General features: G+C 61.1%; 18 protein-coding genes. 7 read left to right on the top strand and 11 right to left on the bottom strand.

Features of this window, described 5'->3' with window-relative positions:
* The 3 genes from JEY66_RS04515 to JEY66_RS04505 are packed head-to-tail and all read right to left on the bottom strand — an operon-like array spanning window position 1 to window position 2,854.
* Window positions 1–1,887 (bottom strand): amidohydrolase, encoded by a 1,887-nt coding sequence (locus JEY66_RS04515; protein ID WP_018269012.1) that lies wholly within the window; start codon window positions 1,885–1,887, stop codon window positions 1–3.
* Window positions 1,884–2,177 carry a XapX domain-containing protein gene (locus JEY66_RS04510; protein WP_016845376.1) on the bottom strand — a complete coding sequence of 98 codons (294 nt, stop codon included), beginning with the start codon at window positions 2,175–2,177 and terminating at the stop codon, window positions 1,884–1,886. Before JEY66_RS04510 ends, JEY66_RS04515 begins: the two co-directional genes overlap by 4 nt.
* 26 nt (window positions 2,178–2,203) lie before the next feature.
* Window positions 2,204–2,854, bottom strand: coding sequence for a hydrolase (locus JEY66_RS04505; RefSeq protein ID WP_026191911.1), 651 nt, complete (start codon window positions 2,852–2,854; stop codon window positions 2,204–2,206).
* Window positions 2,855–3,166: 312 nt separating this feature from the next.
* Here JEY66_RS04505 and JEY66_RS04500 point away from each other — a divergent pair, with 312 nt between their 5' ends.
* The 3 genes from JEY66_RS04500 to JEY66_RS04490 are packed head-to-tail and all read left to right on the top strand — an operon-like array spanning window position 3,167 to window position 4,627.
* On the top strand, window positions 3,167–3,982 hold the full coding sequence (locus JEY66_RS04500; RefSeq protein ID WP_026191912.1) for an alpha/beta fold hydrolase: 816 nt from the start codon (window positions 3,167–3,169) through the stop codon (window positions 3,980–3,982).
* Between the two features lie 13 nt (window positions 3,983–3,995).
* Window positions 3,996–4,319 carry a cysteine hydrolase family protein gene (locus tag JEY66_RS04495; protein ID WP_244620908.1) on the top strand — a complete coding sequence of 108 codons (324 nt, stop codon included), beginning with the start codon at window positions 3,996–3,998 and terminating at the stop codon, window positions 4,317–4,319.
* The gene (locus JEY66_RS04490) at window positions 4,265–4,627 is read left to right on the top strand and encodes an isochorismatase family protein (RefSeq protein WP_338075589.1); all 363 of its coding nucleotides are present in this window, start codon (window positions 4,265–4,267) and stop codon (window positions 4,625–4,627) included. The genes JEY66_RS04495 and JEY66_RS04490 overlap by 55 nt, the downstream gene beginning before the upstream one ends.
* A gap of 20 nt (window positions 4,628–4,647) precedes the next feature.
* Here JEY66_RS04490 and JEY66_RS04485 read toward each other — a convergent pair whose 3' ends face one another.
* Together JEY66_RS04485 and JEY66_RS04480 are read right to left on the bottom strand one after the other, a co-directional pair.
* The gene (locus tag JEY66_RS04485) at window positions 4,648–5,289 is read right to left on the bottom strand and encodes a helix-turn-helix domain-containing protein (protein ID WP_244620909.1); all 642 of its coding nucleotides are present in this window, start codon (window positions 5,287–5,289) and stop codon (window positions 4,648–4,650) included.
* A 268-nt stretch (window positions 5,290–5,557) separates the two neighbouring features.
* Window positions 5,558–5,833, bottom strand: coding sequence for a hypothetical protein (locus JEY66_RS04480; RefSeq protein ID WP_125459185.1), 276 nt, complete (start codon window positions 5,831–5,833; stop codon window positions 5,558–5,560).
* 3 nt (window positions 5,834–5,836) lie between these two features.
* Here JEY66_RS04480 and JEY66_RS04475 point away from each other — a divergent pair, with 3 nt between their 5' ends.
* A complete protein-coding gene (locus tag JEY66_RS04475; protein WP_016845381.1) occupies window positions 5,837–6,826 on the top strand; it encodes a LysR family transcriptional regulator in 990 nt (329 codons plus the stop codon).
* Here JEY66_RS04475 and JEY66_RS04470 read toward each other — a convergent pair.
* Window positions 6,760–7,683: a ring-cleaving dioxygenase gene (locus tag JEY66_RS04470; protein WP_018269013.1), complete on the bottom strand. Its 924-nt coding sequence runs from the start codon at window positions 7,681–7,683 to the stop codon at window positions 6,760–6,762. The two genes, JEY66_RS04475 and JEY66_RS04470, sit on opposite strands and share 67 nt — an antisense overlap.
* 300 nt (window positions 7,684–7,983) lie before the next feature.
* Between JEY66_RS04470 and JEY66_RS04465 the strand changes: the two genes are divergently transcribed.
* The 3 genes from JEY66_RS04465 to JEY66_RS04455 all read left to right on the top strand — a co-directional run bounded on the left by JEY66_RS04465 (window position 7,984) and on the right by JEY66_RS04455 (window position 11,664).
* Window positions 7,984–8,847 carry an alpha/beta fold hydrolase gene (locus JEY66_RS04465; RefSeq protein ID WP_026191914.1) on the top strand — a complete coding sequence of 288 codons (864 nt, stop codon included), beginning with the start codon at window positions 7,984–7,986 and terminating at the stop codon, window positions 8,845–8,847.
* A gap of 62 nt (window positions 8,848–8,909) precedes the next feature.
* Window positions 8,910–9,926, top strand: a complete 1,017-nt coding sequence (locus tag JEY66_RS04460) for an MBL fold metallo-hydrolase (RefSeq protein ID WP_016845384.1) — start codon at window positions 8,910–8,912, stop codon at window positions 9,924–9,926.
* A gap of 82 nt (window positions 9,927–10,008) precedes the next feature.
* Complete coding sequence (locus JEY66_RS04455; RefSeq protein WP_016845385.1) at window positions 10,009–11,664, top strand: MFS transporter; 1,656 nt, start codon at window positions 10,009–10,011, stop codon at window positions 11,662–11,664.
* 276 nt (window positions 11,665–11,940) lie between these two features.
* On the opposite strand, the gene JEY66_RS04450 is transcribed toward JEY66_RS04455, so the two are convergent.
* The 5 genes from JEY66_RS04450 to JEY66_RS04430 form a co-directional block, all read right to left on the bottom strand.
* On the bottom strand, window positions 11,941–12,375 hold the full coding sequence (locus JEY66_RS04450) for a DUF2721 domain-containing protein (RefSeq protein ID WP_016845387.1): 435 nt from the start codon (window positions 12,373–12,375) through the stop codon (window positions 11,941–11,943).
* Between the two features lie 28 nt (window positions 12,376–12,403).
* Window positions 12,404–13,420, bottom strand: a complete 1,017-nt coding sequence (locus JEY66_RS04445) for a SphA family protein (protein WP_018269014.1) — start codon at window positions 13,418–13,420, stop codon at window positions 12,404–12,406.
* A 215-nt stretch (window positions 13,421–13,635) separates the two neighbouring features.
* Complete coding sequence (locus tag JEY66_RS04440) at window positions 13,636–15,069, bottom strand: DUF1254 domain-containing protein (protein ID WP_018269015.1); 1,434 nt, start codon at window positions 15,067–15,069, stop codon at window positions 13,636–13,638.
* A 92-nt stretch (window positions 15,070–15,161) separates the two neighbouring features.
* Window positions 15,162–15,503, bottom strand: a complete 342-nt coding sequence (locus JEY66_RS04435; RefSeq protein ID WP_016847530.1) for an HdeA/HdeB family chaperone — start codon at window positions 15,501–15,503, stop codon at window positions 15,162–15,164.
* A gap of 105 nt (window positions 15,504–15,608) precedes the next feature.
* On the bottom strand, window positions 15,609–16,277 hold the full coding sequence (locus JEY66_RS04430; protein WP_210291241.1) for a hypothetical protein: 669 nt from the start codon (window positions 16,275–16,277) through the stop codon (window positions 15,609–15,611).
* Between the last annotated feature and the right edge of the window lie 68 nt (window positions 16,278–16,345).

Below are 16,345 nucleotides of genomic sequence, written 5' to 3'. Positions count from 1 at the left end.
TCAGACCGCCCAGCAGGCACAGCCGAGCGCGCCCCAGAAACTCCTCAAATCGGAGACGGGCAACCGGCTGGACCACGCCGCGGCGTGATCGTGTCCATGCACTCCGCAGGAGTTTGCGCAGCCGCACATCTGCATGGCCTTCATCGCGAGGTCGCCTTGCTTCGTCTTCTCCTTCTCGTCCGCCCAAGCCGCATAGCCGCCGAAGCGGCGAACGGGCGACCAGTCCGGCATCGCCGGCGGCGGCGTGACCGCCTCTAGCCTGGAGAAGTCGCCTGCTCCGAACACGATCCTCCCGCCGACCATGGTCAGCAGAGACGTCGTATCCGCGATCTCGGCCTCGCTGCAGGAAAAGTAATCGCGATCTGGCACGATAAGATCGGCCAGCTGGCCCACCTGGATCCGGCCCTTGTTGCCCTCCTCGTTCGAGAACCACGTCACGTTCTCGGTCCACATGCGCAGCGCCGTCTCGCGATCCAGGCAATTGCGCTGCGGTGTGATCCGCAGTCCGCCCACGGTGCGGCCCGTGACAAGCCAGGATAGCGAGACCCACGGGTTGTAGGAAGCTACGCGAGTCGCGTCGGTGCCGGCCGATATCTTGACGCCCTTGTCGATGATCTTCTTGACCGGCGGCGTCGCCTCGGCTGCGCCCGCCCCGTATCGTTCGACGAAGTATTCGCCCTGGTAGGCCATGCGATGCTGTACGGCGATGCCGCCACCGAGCGCCGCGATGCGGTCGATCGATTGGTCGGAAATCGTCTCGGCATGGTCGAAGAACCAGTGAAGGCCGTCCAGGGGCATGTCCTGGTCGACCCGCTCGAACACGTCGAGCGCCCGCGAGATCGTCTCATCGTAGGTCGCATGGAGCCGCCACGGCCACTTGTTCTGGACAAGGACGCGAACGACCTCCTCGAGCTCGCCTTCCATCTCCGGAGGCATGTCCGGACGCGCGACGCGGAAATCCTCGAAGTCGGCTGCGGAGAACACCAGCATCTCGCCGGCACCATTGTGGCGAAAATAGTCGTCGCCCTGCTTGTACTTGGAGGTCTTCGTCCAGTTGAGGAAGTCCTCCTTCTCGCCTTTCGGCTTCTGGGTGAAGAGATTGTACGCGAGCCGGATCGTCAGAAGACCCTCGTCGCTAAGCTTCTGGATGACCGCGTAGTCCTCTGGGTAATTCTGGAATCCGCCACCAGCATCGATCGCCCCGGTCACGCCCAACCGGTTCAATTCCCGCATGAAGTGACGAGTCGAGTTGACCTGATAGTCGAATGGCAGCTTGGGTCCTTTGGCGAGCGTCGCGTACAGGATGTTGGCATTGGGCTTGGCCAGCAACAAACCCGTCGGGTTACCCTTCGCATCGCGCAGGATCTCGCCGCCCGGCGGCTCAGGCGTATCCTTCGCATAGCCAACGGCACGCAGCGCCGCACCGTTCAGGATGGCACGGTCGTAGAGATGCAGCAGGAAGACCGGCGTGTCGGGCGCGATGGCGTTGAGTTCGTCGATCGTCGGAAGCCGCTTCTCCGCGAACTGATGTTCGGTAAACCCGCCGACCACCCTCACCCACTGTGGCGGCGGGGTGACCGCAACCTGCCGCTTCAACATGTCCATCGCGTCGGCCAGCGAGCGCACCCCGTCCCACCGGAGCTCCATGTTGAAATTCAGGCCGCCGCGGATGATGTGAAGGTGGTTGTCGATCAAGCCGGGAAGCACGCGATGTCCCTTGAGATCGACGACTTTCGTGGCAGGCCCGGCGAGCTTCATCACCTCATGGTCGTGTCCGACGGCCACGAACCTGCCGTCGGCGATAGCGACAGCCGAAGCGGTCGGATTCGATCGATCGAGCGTCGTGAACAGACCGCGATGCAGGATGACGTCCGGTGCCATGCTCATGAGTGTTTCTCCAGGCCTTCTTCCAACGCAGCGGCGTTTCGTGATTGGTCGCTTTGACGTCCGGGCAGCATCCCGAACATGTGCGGAGCGCACTTTGCCTGCTGCCACGCGGATGCAAGCCCCTGCCCGGCCAGCAACTGGCGAGCAACGGGAACGATCTGCTCGCCGGCGAGAATGCCGAGAAGCCCGACCAGGGCAACCAGCGGGGGCGCCGGCGAACGCACATTGAGCAGGCTGTAGATGACGCCGACCAATAGGCCGGCGCCGAGCGACAACGCATAGATTTTCATCTCGGCTATCCGCTATTTGAGGAGGTCTAGCCGGCTTTCGCGCCGCCTTCGGAGGCGTGCTCTCCCAGCGCCCACTTCGAAAAGCGGATCTGGATTCCGTAGGGTGAATGCGCGCGCTGAATGTCCATCATTCCCTCGTAGGTCTCGCTGCGCGCCCAGTCCTGCTGAAGCTCGTAGGCATACTGCGAAGAAGTGATCGGAACCGCTCCTGCCTGGATGGCGCGCTCCATTGCGCGGTTGTGGGCTTCGAGCGAGAGGTCGCCGCAAGCATCGGCGGCAATGTAGATCTCGTAACCCTCCTTCAGCATGTCCAGCGTCGGAAAGATCACGCACGCCTCGGTCCAGAGGCCGGCCAGCACGAATTTCTTGCGACCGGTGGCAGCCACCGCCTTGCGGAAGTTTGCGTCGAGCCAGGAGTTCATCGACGTGCGGTCGATCACGTCATGTTTCGGAAACAGCGAGGTGACCTCCGGCATGAAGGGGCCCGAGAACGAATCCCTGGCCACCGTCGTCAGTACGGTCGGGATTTTGAAAAGTTTGGCGGCCTTTGCGAGGATCTGAACGTTGTTAACCGTGACCAAGCGGTCGTGCGATTGAACACCCTGGAACATCGCCGGCTGATAGTCGATCAGAGCGATCGCGCTGTTGTCGGGGGTGAGCATATCGAGTTTCGACATCGAGAAGTTCTCCTGCGATCGGCATCGGCGATCGAGCGAAAGGGACGGTGCAAGCGGCTGCATCGTGCCCCCCGAACGCCGGCCAACGCTTGGACGATTTCGTCGCGGCTTGGACTCCGGCCCGATGACTCGTCCAGCTGCGACAGATTGCCGACCGCCCGTCGGCGGCCTTGGCCTGAGACCGCCAGCATGTCCAAAGGGCGCGCAGATCATCCAAGCCAATCCGCGCTCCGTCCGCGACCTTGCGCGCAGGAGGGCCGGGCGATCGTGCCAAATGACGTCGCGGTCCTCATAACGTCACAGGATCGAACGATGCCTCTTCTCAGATTGCGGGACGGTACCGAGCTTTATTACAAGGATTGGGGAAGCGGAAAGCCGATCCTGTTCAGCCATGGCTGGCCGCTCAGCGCGGACATGTGGGACGCGCAGATGCCTTTCTTCGCCGAGCACGGTTACCGAACCGTGGCGTTCGACCGCAGGGGCTTCGGCCGGTCGAGCCAGCCCTGGACCGGCTATGACTACGACACCTTCGCCGACGACATCGCCGACCTCGTCAATCATCTCGACCTGAAGGATGTGACGCTCGTTGGATTCTCCATGGGAGGCGGAGACATCGCCCGCTACGTGGCGCGCCATGGAACGTCGCGGGTGTCGAAATTTGTCCTGCTCAGCGCCGTGACCCCGCTGTTCGTCAAGACCGCGGACCACGACGGCGTCGACAAGTCGGTGTTCGACGGCATCAAGGCCGGCCTGATCAAGGACCGCCCGCAGTTCCTGGATGACTTTAGCCCGCTCTTCTACGGCACGAACCACGGAATGAAGGTGTCGCAAGGCATATTCAAGCAGACGCTTCAGATCGCCCTTCAGGCGTCGGTCAAGGCGACGATCGATTGCGTGACCGCGTTCTCGGAAACCGACTTCCGGCCTGACATGGCCAAGATCAACGTGCCCACTCTGGTGATCCATGGCGAGGACGACCAGGTCGTGCCGCTCCCTTATACGGGCAAGCTGGCAGCCGAGATGATCCAGGGGGCCAAACTGAAGACCTATCCGGGCGCTCCGCACGCGACGGCGACGACACATGCCGATCAGGTCAATGCGGACCTCCTCGCGTTCCTGAAAGCCTAGCAGGAGAAAGTCGATGGCCGCGAATCCTCTTCATCTGCTCGAGCCCAAGGACTGCGCCCTGCTTTTGGTCGACCAACAAGCCGGTTTGGCCTTCGGAGTGGGTTCGATTGACCGGCAGGTTCTCTTGAACAATGTTGTTGCGCTCGCGAAGACCGCAACGGTGTTCGGCCTGCCGGTCGTCGCATCGACTTCGGCGACGAAGGTATACAGCGGGCCGCTGATGCCGGCGATCAAGTCGGCGTTGCCCGGCATTGAGCCGATCGACCGGCGCAGCATGAACGTGTGGGAGGACGACAAGGCGCGCGAGGCCGTCCTGCCACCGGTCGGAGCCGTTTGATCGTCTCAGGCCTGCTTACCGAGGCATGCGTAACGTTCGCCGTGCTTTCGGCACTGTCGGCCGGCCTGGAAGTCTACGTGGTCGGCGACGCCTGTGGAGCGCTTACGACAGCAAGCCACGAGTTGGCCCTCGGCCGGATGCAGGCCGCCGGCGCTCGCCCGGCGTCCTGGATCCAGGTCCTGCTCGAGATGCAGCGCGATTGGACAAGGCATGAAACCTACGATGGCGCACGCGCCATAATAGAGTCTCATGCAGGGGGATACGGGATCGGCTTGGCTTACGCTCGCGACATGATCCGACCGGCTTGAGACATGAGCATGCTCGCGTGTCAGCCTTCGGATCGCGCCCTTCGCCAAGCTCCGGGGCTCGTCCCGACATTGCGGGAGAACACCCTGGTGAAGTAGCTCTGGTCGCCAAAGCCGCAGATGAGCGCGATGTCCGCCAGCGGCAGCTTCGTGGTCAACATGAGGCGCTTGGCCTCATCGATCCGGAGCTGCGAGAGGAATTCGTGTGGAGCGACCCCGGTGCTGCGCCGGAATGATCTTGCGAAGTGGCTGGGCGTCAATTTGCACTCCGCGGCAACGTCAGCGATCGTGAGATTGCTGGCAAGCCGTGTCCGCATGATCTCCTTGGCGCGGCGCTCCTGCCAAGGGGCAAGGCCTCCACTTGAAACCCTCTCGCTCGGGCGCATGCCGCCATAGGTCTGCGCGAAATGGGCGAGCAGGCTCAAGCCGATCTGGTCGATGAAGAGTTGATTGGTCGTCGGATCCTGCTCCACCGCGCTGAGCAGAACGCTGGACAGCGTCGACAGGAAGGGATCACGCTGATCCCTGCTCCATTTGAGCGTCGAGATCGGCTTGGCCCCGTGCTCGCGCGCGAACTCGTCCAGAGCAATCCGCGGCACGTAATATTGGACCGCATCGAACGGACCTTTGAACTCGCACTGGGGATTGTCCATCAGATTGGTCACGCTGACGGTCCCCGCACCGAAAGCTCCCGAATACCTCGGCCGTCCCGCGAGCCAACAGGAATGCCGTTCGAGATCGCCGAGCTGGTGCAGGATACTGAAGGCCGGCTCGGAAGGAATGGCCGCGGTCCGCTCCCGAACGAACCGGGAGCAGGTCAGCCGGGTCATCGCGAGTGCCAACCGTCCTTCGCGGTTGATCCGTAGAAGGCAGTCACCTTCCATTCCCAGGTGCTGGCTCAGGCGACGACCATAGAAGCCGCCTACCGCACTATCAGACAGTTCCATCATCGGGGTGTTCAAAGCTATCCACCGTTGGATATGCCACCTCAGCCAATCCGAAGGACCAGGCGCCGATCACGTCCACCGCACCAGTTTTTCTCATAGTGCGATCGTCGTTTTCGTTCAAGTCATCGATCGGACAGCCACTGGCCGCTTCGAAACGCCGGATTGCAAAAGGAAACGATGACACACGATAGGTGACATTTGGAGGACTTGATAATCCGCTTAGAGTCCAATTTATCTGTGAAACGGTTTCATAGACGGACACACGATGGACAATCGCGTAGGCGAAATGCAGGTTTTCCTTCGGGTGGCGGAAGCCGGGAGCTATTCGGAGGCGGCGCGTCGGCTGTTGATGACGCCGTCCACCGTCAGCAAGCTGATCGGAAGGATTGAAGCCAGGCTGGGCGTCAGACTGTTCGAGCGTTCGACGCGGCGGCTGTCGCTCACGTCCGAGGGACGGACCTATCAGGATAAGAGCGTTGCACTGCTGGCCGAGCTCGATAGCATTGAACGCGACATTTCGCGCGGGGCAGCGACGGCGGGCGGAACGGTCCGGGTCAATACCACGGTTGCCTTCGGCGTTCTTGGCCTAGAGCCCCTGCTCCCCGCCTTTTGGAAAGCTCACCCCGCGATCGTGGTCGACATCTCACTTTCCGACGAAATCGTCGATATGTATCTCGACCGGACCGATGTCGCCTTCCGGGTCGGCCCCTTGCAGGCCTCCGCGATGGTCGCCCGACGCATCGGGGTCATCAAGCGAAGGATCGTCGCGTCTCCAGACTACATAGATCGCCTGGGCAAGCCCGAGACAGTCGACGATCTCTCACGTCACAACTGCCTAGGATTCAATTTCCGGCGCTCTGCTCCGGTTTGGCCTTTGAAGGAGAGCGGACGAATCGTCGATCGGGCGATCAGCGGCTCGCTACTTGCGAATAACGCTCAGAGCCTGCGACGAATGGCAATCGCGGGCATCGGCCTGGCGAGGCTCGCCGACTATCACGTTCGTGACGATATTTCGGCCGGCCGGCTGGTCGAAGTGCTCGAGGGCACGGCGGGTGATGAAGAACAAATACACGCGCTTTATCACGGTGGACCCCGGCTGCCGTTTCGCGTGAGAGCATTTCTCGAATTCATGTGCCCACGACTGACCGATTTCATGGAAGGCCGGATCCACGATGATCGGCAGTCAGTTCAAGCGAGCGGTGGCAGGATCGTCGCCAGTTCGGCACGGCGTTCTTCGAGAAAGGCCGGAAGCTGAAGTTGCTGGCCCAGCCGCTCCGGCGCCTCGTCGACTGCGAATCCAGGGCCGTCGGTCGCGATCTCGAAAAGCACCCCACAAGGCGCGCGAAAGCCTACCGCGTTCAGGTAAGTTCGCTCGATGGGATCACTCACCACGATGCCGTACGCCGATTGAAGTTTCTCGACCATCTCCGAACGATCGTCGAAATTCCTGGATCGAAAGGCGACGTGCCGGATGGTGCCACCGCCGAGGCGCCCCCGCGACGACTTTCCGATCATGCGCAAGGTGATCGTTCCGCCCGGGCCGTCATGAGCCACGAAGCGCATGGCCCCGTTTCTCTGAGAGACAAGTTGGAAATCGAAAACCTTCTGAAGGATGTCGATGGTCTCATCCTCCTCGCGGACATTCAGCGTGACACCATGAAGACCGCGCAGCGCACGATCAGCCGTGAAGTTCGGGCCGGTGCTGGCGGGTTGCTTCTCCCACGTCTCGACCAGCGAAAGCACTGTGCCATCTGGATCGGCAAAGCAGAGCATGCGCTCTCCGAAGGGCGACAATTCCAATCGATTGGGGATTCCCGAGGAACTGAGCCGATTCACCCACATATCGAGTGAATCCGGGGCAACCCGGAAGGCAGTCTGCACGACCTCGCCGACGCCGGTCATCCCCGGCGTCACGCAATTCCAGGCGAGCGTGCTTATCACGGAGCCCGGATTGCCGACGTCGTCGCCATAGTACACATGGTAACTGCCGGGGTCGTCATAGCAGACGGTCTTTTTGATCCGCCTGAGCCCCAGCACACCCGCGTAGAAGTCCGCAGCGCGCTGTACGTCGCCGATGATTGCTGTGACGTGATGAAGTCCCCGTGCGTTCACGCAGTTGCTGCCTAATCCTCGGTCCCGAGGCCTCCCGTCTGGGCTACCATATCCACCCCACGGGTCCTCGTTCTCCCTCCGGTCACTCGTCGTTTCGAACAGACAACCCCTAACATCGCCACGCGTCTTGGACTTTCTCCCGATATCGGAACCGCCGCCAGGGTAAAATTCGGTACCAAACCGGGCGTTCACGCAGCCGCAGCGACGCAATCGTACAAAGCGCCGTCAAAACCTGCAATCAGTCTCGACCGACTTGACGAAGAATGGCGGCCTGAAACCTTGCACCCGGGCATCAAATCGGTGACCACCATTCATCGGACGACGTGCCGGGCTAACGGCATCAGACAATTTTACCTCGAGGCCGGGGCCGGCCCACCGGTCATCCTGCTACACGGCTTCCCCGAGACCAGCTTCGCCTGGCGCTTTCAGATTCCGGCGCTCGCCCCCTACTATCGGGTGATAGCTCCGGATCTTCGCGGATACGGCGAGACCGACAAGCCGTCGGAAGGCTACGACAAGAGAACGATGGCCAACGACATCGTCGAGCTCCTGAAGACGCTCGGCGTGGGCCGCGTGGCACTGGTCGGGCACGATCGCGGCGCGCGGGTCGCGACCCGCCTCGTCAAGGATCACCCTGATCTGGTCGATCGCCTGGTCGTCATGGACAACGTTCCGACCCGCATCGTGGCGCGCGAGATGAACGCGAAGATCGCTCGCGAATACTGGTTCTTCATGTTCCACCAGATCGCCGACCTGCCGGAGGCCTTGATCGCAGGACGCGAATACATCTGGCTTCGCCACTTCTTTTCGGACTGGTGCCACGATCCGATGACGATCTCCGGCGAGGCGTTCGAGACCTACGTGAAGTCCTATAGCGCGCCAGGCGCCGTGCGGGGCGCGATGTCCGACTATCGCGCGAGCGCAGAAGACGTCGCTCAGGACATCGAGGACGCCGACAAGAAGGTCAAATGCCCCGTGCTTTCCCTTTGGGGTGAAGATTTCGGCGCCGTCGGCCGTCTCTTCGACATGAAGGCGGTCTGGAGCGAGATGGCTGAAAACCTCTCGGTGGCCGCGATTGAACGTTGCGGCCATCTTCCGCAGGAAGAACAGCCGGAAGCGGTCAACAAGCTTCTTCTCGATTTTCTGAAGGGCTGGAGCGGGTGAGATCGTCAACCGCACTGCGTCATGCCCGCGATTGCGCCGAGGCTCGAGATGAGGAGACGAGGATGAAGCGGATCTGCACTGCCGCGCTGTTGGCGTTGGTATCCCTGTTGTCTCATGAGCCGGCGCATGCCGGCGCTCCGCAGGTCCGCACCCAGGCGCCGGGCTTCTACCGCATCATGCTTGGCCGCGTCGAGATAACGGCTTTGCTCGACGGCACCCATCCCTTTCCCGTCCACGACGTGATGACGAGGAACGAAACGACAGCAGGCGGAGACCGGAAGGCCATCAAGCTCGCGGAAGGTCATCCCGGCAAAGCGGACGCTCTTCTCGCGGCGTGGGACCTCGCCGCTCCCGTGGAGGGCTCGATCAATGCTTTCCTCGTCAACACGGGCGATAGGCTCATTCTGATCGACAGTGGCGCCGGCAGTCTCTACGGCTCGTGCTGCGGACACCTATTGGGAAATCTTCGTGCGTCCGGATATGAACCGGAGCAGATCGACGAGATCTATCTGACGCACCTTCACGCAGATCACGTCGGCGGCATCGCCCCACAGGGAAAGCCTGTCTTTCCCAACGCGACCATCAGGGTCAACCAGAAGGACCTCGACTACTGGCTCGACGCCAAGAACGAGAGCGAAGCGCCCAAATTCCTCAAGCCGATGTTCGAAGGCGATCGCGCCTCGTTGAAGCCCTACGGAGACTCCGGCCGGCTGAAGCCCTTCTCGGAAGGCCAGGAACTTTCACCGGGGATTCGTGCAATTCCTACTCCCGGACACACTCCAGGCCACACGTCCTACGAAGTCTCGAGTGAAGGAAAGACACTTTTGGTGTGGGGCGACCTCGTTCATGTCGCTCCGATCCAGTTTCCCGACCCTGCCGTCACCGTGACCTACGACAGCAATCCGCTCGCAGCAGAGGCGGAACGCACAGCGATCTTCGCTCAGGCCGCGCGGACTTCGACGTGGATCGCGGCGGCTCACATCGCCTTTCCGGGAATCGGGCATATCCGCTCGGTCGACGGCCGGTTCGAGTGGTTACCCGCAAACTACACCACCGTATTGAAACCAACGAATGACTGACGCGACGCTCGGATTCGCGAGCATGTTGGTCTAGCGACGCTGGCCTTTTGCGGGCAGAGTTCGATCGATTGAGTGAATTTCGATGCCCCTATTCAACGAAAAGCCGGATCCATCCGCAGTGCGCAACGCTTCCCCGTGGATCGCGTTTCGGCATACCACGTTCACGGTCATCTGGATCGCAACCGTCGTCGCCAACGTCGGCACCTGGATGTACAACGCGGCGTCAGGATGGCTGATGACCAGCCTCGATGCCAACCCGCTCACCGTCTCGTTGGTTCAAGTCGCGAGCAGCCTTCCGATGTTCCTGTTCGCGCTGCCGGCCGGCGCGCTGGCAGACACCGTCGACAAACGCCGTTTTCTGATTGGTTGTGAAATCGTCCTTACAATCATCGCGGCAGCGAGCGCGGCGCTCGTCGGACTCAACCTCGTCACTCCACCCATCCTTCTGCTGTTCACATTTCTACTCGGCGCCGGCGCTGCATTCACCGCGCCCGCATGGCAGTCGGTTGTCCCGCAGCTTGTCCCGAGACAGGACTTGGCCGCGGCCGTCGCCAGCAACGGCGTAGGCGTCAACATCAGCAGAGCTATCGGGCCGGCGCTGGGTGGCGCCGTCATCGGCGGATTGGGCATCGCGGCACCCTTCTGGATCAACGCGCTGAGCAATTTCGCCGTGATCGGAGCACTCCTTTGGTGGCGCCTCGCATCCTCGCAAGGCAACGCGCTGCCGCCGGAGCGTCTCGCCGGCGCCATGGTGGTCGGCTTCCGCCATGCGCGATTCAATCCCAAGCTCCGTGCGACCCTCGTTAGGGCGGCGACGTTCTTCTTCTTCGCGAGCGCCTATTGGGCCCTGCTCCCACTCGTCGCGCGCAATCAGATCGCGGGCGGTCCGGCGCTCTACGGCATCTTGCTCGGCGCGATCGGCGTCGGCGCAGTCATCGGTGCGTTCATGCTGCCTTGGATGAAGTCCACCTTCGGACCCAACGGGCTCGTTGCGGCCGGCACCGTCGGCACGGCGCTCAGCCTGATCCTCCTGGGCATCGCGCGTTACCCGGAGATCGGACTTGCGGCCTGCCTGATCGCAGGCGTCTCATGGATCGCCGTCCTCGCGACGATCAACGTCTCAGTTCAGGTCTCGCTGCCGGATTGGGTGCGGGGCCGCGGATTGGCTATTTTCGTGACCGCGTTCTTCGGAGCGATGACCGCCGGCAGCGTACTTTGGGGACAGCTTGCCTCTGGACTCGGCTTGCCTGCGGCACATTTCCTCGCCGCCGCGGGTGCCCTCGCGGGGATCGCGCTGACCTGGCGTTGGAAGCTTCAAACCGGTGCCGGAGTTGATCTTGCACCTTCCATGCATTGGCCGGCCCCGATCTTGGCCATTGACGCCGATGCAGATCGTGGTCCGGTATTGATCACGGTCGAGTATTTCATCGCTCCGGAAAAGCGCGACGCGTTCCTCGCCGCCGTCACGGAATTGGGTCGACAGAGGCGAAGCGACGGCGCTTATTCCTGGGACGTTTTCGAGGATGCCGCCGAGAGCGGGCGCTTTCTGGAGACGTTCATGGTCGCTTCATGGCTCGAGCACCTCCGGCAACACCAGCGCGTGACCAACACCGACAAGGTCGTTCAGGACGCGATCCGCGAGTATGGCGCTGCGGCCGAGCCCAAGGTTACCCACTTCATCGCCGCTAGTTTTCGGCAAGCCGGCTTAGGCACGCGCAGCAATCAGTCGTTGCCGTAGATGCCGATCATGCCGACAATGTTGGGGGCTACCATCAGGCGTAAGAAATCGCACAAAATCGTTGTCTGGTGCACAAAAGCGTAGTTTTGGTGCCCAGGGAGGGAATCACGCGCAACCACCAACAGGACGAACCGCTGCTTGTCCTTTGCATAGTAGCATGAGCGCGAAGCAAATTCGCTGCATTGCAAGACTCACAATCCCGGAACCCCACCCAAGGCCGCCGACACTGTCAGAATTGATGTTTGCTTAAGGTCCTGGACAACGACCAGGACGAACTCAGCCGTAATGGTCATGCTCGCTCAGAGCAATTCGGACCTCTCGCGCGAAATCCACCAATGACACGATGAAAGCCGCTACCGAAACAATGAAGAGAATGGCGACGCCTCGCTCGTGCTGGATCTGAAAGAACGCGCTCACGAAGCCGACGACTATTACGACGCTGATCGAGATGCTTCCGATGATGGACCAGAAGATCGCGCGATTGATCATGGCGGCGCGCCGAACTAGACGCGGCAAGTCTGATTTGAGCCGGCATCTCACCTGATCCTCATCAGAAATTTGGTTCAGGTAGATTGATCTGTCGATAATCCTGTTCTGGCGGGATATCAGCACCGCGATGAAGGCCGCCAATGCGCCAAGAAGAAACGCGGGCGCGGCCGCTTGGGAAATAACGTGAGAGAGCTGACTGACCGATGGCGTATCTGGCAACATTGGCTCTGTCGCTACCGTGACCGCCTGACTATTTCGTGATTGGCCGGCGAGTTGACGCCACGGTCGTTGGCGCCATCGGCGAAATCGAGAACGTCAGCCACGTATTCCACCCGGCCGGGCGGTTCTCCGCGGCAAATTCGCCATATCCTTTCAGGTTCAAGTACCCCTGCATGTCGCCGACAGGAAACAGAAAGCCGATCTGCGGACCGACGCCAAGCACCCGGGAGCGGAAGCCACCCAGGATAGGATGCTGGCCAAAGTCATCGGTGACTTGTTGATAGGCATAGCCCACCAGGCCAACGAAGAACTGCTTGGACAGAAACTGGGATGCGCCCCAATCCAGATGGAAGTCAATGCCGTTCTGGTACTGCGTATCCTGATCCTTGAAATTGTAGGTGAAGCCGGCGACCGCAGAAAACTCGCGGCCGGTCTGCGGATTGAAGTAGGTATAGCCGCCGCCGCCGTCGATGGCTGCGTGCCCGATGCCGAGATTGGCGAGGCGGGTCGGGCTGTACGCCCCAACGGGAATATCGCCCGTCACATAGGTCATGAAATTGTGGACGCCAGCGTTCCACTTGAGAGTCGCCTGCGGGTAGAGGTCGCCGACCGACGTGATCGAATCGCCAAAACTTCCCGCGCGCGTTGCCGCCAGCGGGCCGACCGCCGCCGTCAGCGTGCCGTCAAGATTTGCGCTCGACCGCCCGAACAGTCCGGTTACGCCAATGGCGAGTTGCGCGCCCAGCACCGGCGTTGCGAACGTGTAAGTGGGATTGAGCAGCACGAGATCCGCCTGTGCGTTCAAATGCAGGTTCAGATCGACGTTCACTGCGGCAGGGATTCTGCCGACCTGGATTTCCCTTGCGGCGGCGGCATTGCCGAAGGCACTAACGCTGGTGTGATAGTAAACCTCCGCCATCGACCAGCCGGGGACCTGAGGAGTCGCTGCAAGGCTGCCGAAGCGGCCGGGAAGCCAATATGAAACTCCGCCTTCGTCGGCATGGACGGTTGCAGACCAGACTGACATTGTCAGCATTGCCGTGGCCATGACTGAGGCCCCGAACGGGAAACGGATTCCTCGCTTTGTTTTACCTCGCCTGGTGGCGTGTCCGTTTCTCCGAAGAACAATAATGCCCATCTCACACCCCGCGCACTTTTAAGCGACCGCATAACGATCCGTTCTGCCGCACAATGTTCGTTCGACGGCGCAAGCTCACTTTGACTGATGCCGACCCTTTGTGGGCCGGCATCAGTTCAATCCCCTCAGGCCCCGATCTTCTTGGCGGCCGGAACCGTCCAGGTGCCGTTGATGATCGAAGGATCGGTTTCCTGCGGCCAATACATGCGCAGCATGAGTATGAAATCTCCCTCGGGCGCAGGAAGCCAGTTGGATTCCTTGTCTTTGCCGGGCGAGTCCTTCTGAATGTAGAGATCGGTCGAGCCGTCCGGATTTTCCTTCAGATTTTCCCGCGCACTGATCGAATATCGGTTGAGCGGATTGTTCACGAAGAAGTAGCCGCTGTCGTACATCGTGAGCGACCAGAATCCCTCGGCCGGAGGCAGGTGGCCTTTGGGAAACCGCATGACGTACTTGTTCGCACCATTGTACTTGCGGTCATCCGCATCCTTTTGCGAGGTCGGATAGACCGCATCCTGCGGGCGGTTGGCGCCGAGTCCGATCGCGGTTACCAGGGCCCGCATCAGATAGTCGGTCCCGTAGATGCCGGTTTTCGTCGTGAACGCAAAGCCGTTCTCGTCCTTGACGGCCTTGTTGACCTTGAACTGAAGCATGATCCTGTCGAACGACACCTCGGGGACACGCTTCAGGAAGTCCGCCTTCAGCTTGGTCTCGTCAAAGTCGCGTCCGGGTACGATGCCGATGCGGGCAAATTTGGCGAGCTGGGCCGCGTCTGCCGCGTATGGCGGGTTGGTTTTCATGAGTTCGCAGAGCAGCTTGAAATAGGACACCGCGTCCATGCGATTGACCTGTTCGCGGACAGCCGTCTTCATGTCGATCGACGGATCGACCTTTCCCGGAGGTGGTGTGTACGGCTTGCCGTAAGCGCTGAGCGGAACGAGCTTGCACTCGTCCTGCAGCTTGTGGACGGCTGCGTAGTCCTCCGGCGTTCCGGTGCAATAGATGCGGCCGAGCAGCCACACGATATTGGTCTGCGATTTGTATTCCTTCACCCCGTCCGGCAGTTTGCCTTTCCAGCCGGGTCCGGTGATGGCGTAGGTCTGCGCGCCGGTGCCGGTGGTGCGCTTGCCGGGTACCTGGAACACCGTCGTCCAGCCATCCAGCATCGGCATCAGGAAATAGCGTCCCTTCATGTCCGGAATGCTGAGGACCCACGGCTCTTTCCCGACGTCGAAAAAGGAAGTCGTATAGAGCGTGTCTGCGTTCGGCGCCGTGACGTCCCTGAAGGCGGCGTCCGGATATTGCCGCAGCTTGATGATCTGCCCCATCGGCGCCTTCGTTCCCACGGGTTCGGCAACATTGGTGAGGACCCGGCGGGTCATCTCCATCGTCACCAACGGATAGCCAAATATGTAGGCGTCGCTCGCGAGCCAGAAATCCTCCAAGCCTTGACCGATCCCCAGGAAAGAACCCTCCTGGGCGACGGCCGACCGGCCTATCGCCGCTCCCGTGAGCAGACCCATTCCGCCAAGCGCAAGATTGCGACGAGTGATCTCCATTGTTCTCTCCTTGTGTACAATTCGAATGGTCTTCAAACGATCGTCTGGCTGCTCCGACTGTCGGTCTGCCATGAAAGGCATCGGATCCGCCGTTAGGGCTGCATCCTGATCCCGAGCGCAGCTCTCATATCCTTGAAGACCACTGCGATCGCCTCGATGATGAGCTGGTCAGGATGAGCCTTGCAGTGCTGGATCACTTCGTGTTCGGCCTCGCGGGACTTCTTGATGTCGAGATAATGCTTGCGCGCGAGGCCGTTGTACCAGCCGCTGTACCAGGCAGTGAGAAGATCGGCGTCTCCCTGCCACGTTCCGGCGAGCTGTGCGCATGTCAGCTTCTGAACATCCAGATAGCCTTCGGCATTGGCGTAAGCGCTCAGGTCGGTCTGCCCATGCGCTGACTGGATGCCGGCGATGATCAGCGATGCTGCGATCATAGCGGCTCGTCCCATGATCCCCTCCTGTGAGCTCGTATGTTCGGCTTAAATCCGGCCCACCTGCATCAGTCGGCCCGGAGGCTGCGACGTGGCCGGTCGCGTTGCTCAGTAGCAAGGCGGATACGGATAGAATCCGCACCGCGGGGCGTAATAGGGATAGGCTGCCGCAGCTCCAAGGGCGGCCGCACCAGCGACGGCAGCGCCGCGATAATAAGCCCCTCGCCAGGCGGTGCGGCGCGCAACGCCGGCAAAGGACAGCGGTGTGAACGGGCGACCGATGATGTCGATGAAGATCGACGCCGGTCCATCAGCTCCTGCAAGGTCACCTTCGAGCAGATCGACATCGAAAGTCAGCCTGTCGCCGTCGAGCTTCGGCGATTTCAGGACGACGACGGCGTCGGCTACCGACGATCCGTCTTTCCTGAACCCGGACACAGTGGCATTTGGAGGGTCTTTCGCGAAATTGTCACTGCCATTGCCCCAATCCTCAACAATTCGCGATGTGAGATCGTGACCAGCCGCCCTCACGGGCCGATCGGCGAACACGATGGCATTCGGTGAAACCCCCGTCAGCACGAGCTTCCCGTCCTTCAAGCTCGCCCCGCGCGAGTTGAGGACGAAGAGCGACGGCACGACTTCAGGCTTTGCCTGGCCTATCGATTTCTCAAGCGGTACGTGTGGTTTGCTCTCGGGTGCGGACTGGGAAAGCACCTTATGGGGAACGGCAATCAATCCGGCGACACAAAATACCAACAGAGCTGAGCGAAGGGTCATGTTCAACATTCCTTTGGGCAGCGCAATCTCGGCAATCAGCTTCGCTAAGCATTTCGCGCCAATTCAGA

It is taken from the genome of Bradyrhizobium elkanii USDA 76, assembly GCF_023278185.1.
In the GTDB taxonomy this organism is placed as follows: Bacteria; Pseudomonadota; Alphaproteobacteria; order Rhizobiales; family Xanthobacteraceae; genus Bradyrhizobium; species Bradyrhizobium elkanii.
Note: the sequence above shows the minus strand (reverse complement) of the source record. Positions and strands in the feature narration are given on the sequence as shown.

What these genes read in the sequence shown, in the direction of transcription:
- JEY66_RS04515 (WP_018269012.1), bottom strand. Translation starts at nt 1,887, where the DNA reads ATGAGCATGGCACCGGACGTCATCCTGCATCGCGGTCTGTTCACGACG.
- JEY66_RS04510 (WP_016845376.1), bottom strand. Translation starts at nt 2,177, where the DNA reads ATGAAAATCTATGCGTTGTCGCTCGGCGCCGGCCTATTGGTCGGCGTC.
- JEY66_RS04505 (WP_026191911.1), bottom strand. Translation starts at nt 2,854, where the DNA reads ATGTCGAAACTCGATATGCTCACCCCCGACAACAGCGCGATCGCTCTG.
- JEY66_RS04500 (WP_026191912.1), top strand. Translation starts at nt 3,167, where the DNA reads ATGCCTCTTCTCAGATTGCGGGACGGTACCGAGCTTTATTACAAGGAT.
- JEY66_RS04495 (WP_244620908.1), top strand. Translation starts at nt 3,996, where the DNA reads ATGGCCGCGAATCCTCTTCATCTGCTCGAGCCCAAGGACTGCGCCCTG.
- JEY66_RS04475 (WP_016845381.1), top strand. Translation starts at nt 5,837, where the DNA reads ATGGACAATCGCGTAGGCGAAATGCAGGTTTTCCTTCGGGTGGCGGAA.
- JEY66_RS04460 (WP_016845384.1), top strand. Translation starts at nt 8,910, where the DNA reads ATGAAGCGGATCTGCACTGCCGCGCTGTTGGCGTTGGTATCCCTGTTG.
- JEY66_RS04455 (WP_016845385.1), top strand. Translation starts at nt 10,009, where the DNA reads ATGCCCCTATTCAACGAAAAGCCGGATCCATCCGCAGTGCGCAACGCT.
- JEY66_RS04450 (WP_016845387.1), bottom strand. Translation starts at nt 12,375, where the DNA reads ATGTTGCCAGATACGCCATCGGTCAGTCAGCTCTCTCACGTTATTTCC.
- JEY66_RS04445 (WP_018269014.1), bottom strand. Translation starts at nt 13,420, where the DNA reads ATGGCCACGGCAATGCTGACAATGTCAGTCTGGTCTGCAACCGTCCAT.
- JEY66_RS04440 (WP_018269015.1), bottom strand. Translation starts at nt 15,069, where the DNA reads ATGGAGATCACTCGTCGCAATCTTGCGCTTGGCGGAATGGGTCTGCTC.
- JEY66_RS04435 (WP_016847530.1), bottom strand. Translation starts at nt 15,503, where the DNA reads ATGATCGCAGCATCGCTGATCATCGCCGGCATCCAGTCAGCGCATGGG.
- JEY66_RS04430 (WP_210291241.1), bottom strand. Translation starts at nt 16,277, where the DNA reads ATGACCCTTCGCTCAGCTCTGTTGGTATTTTGTGTCGCCGGATTGATT.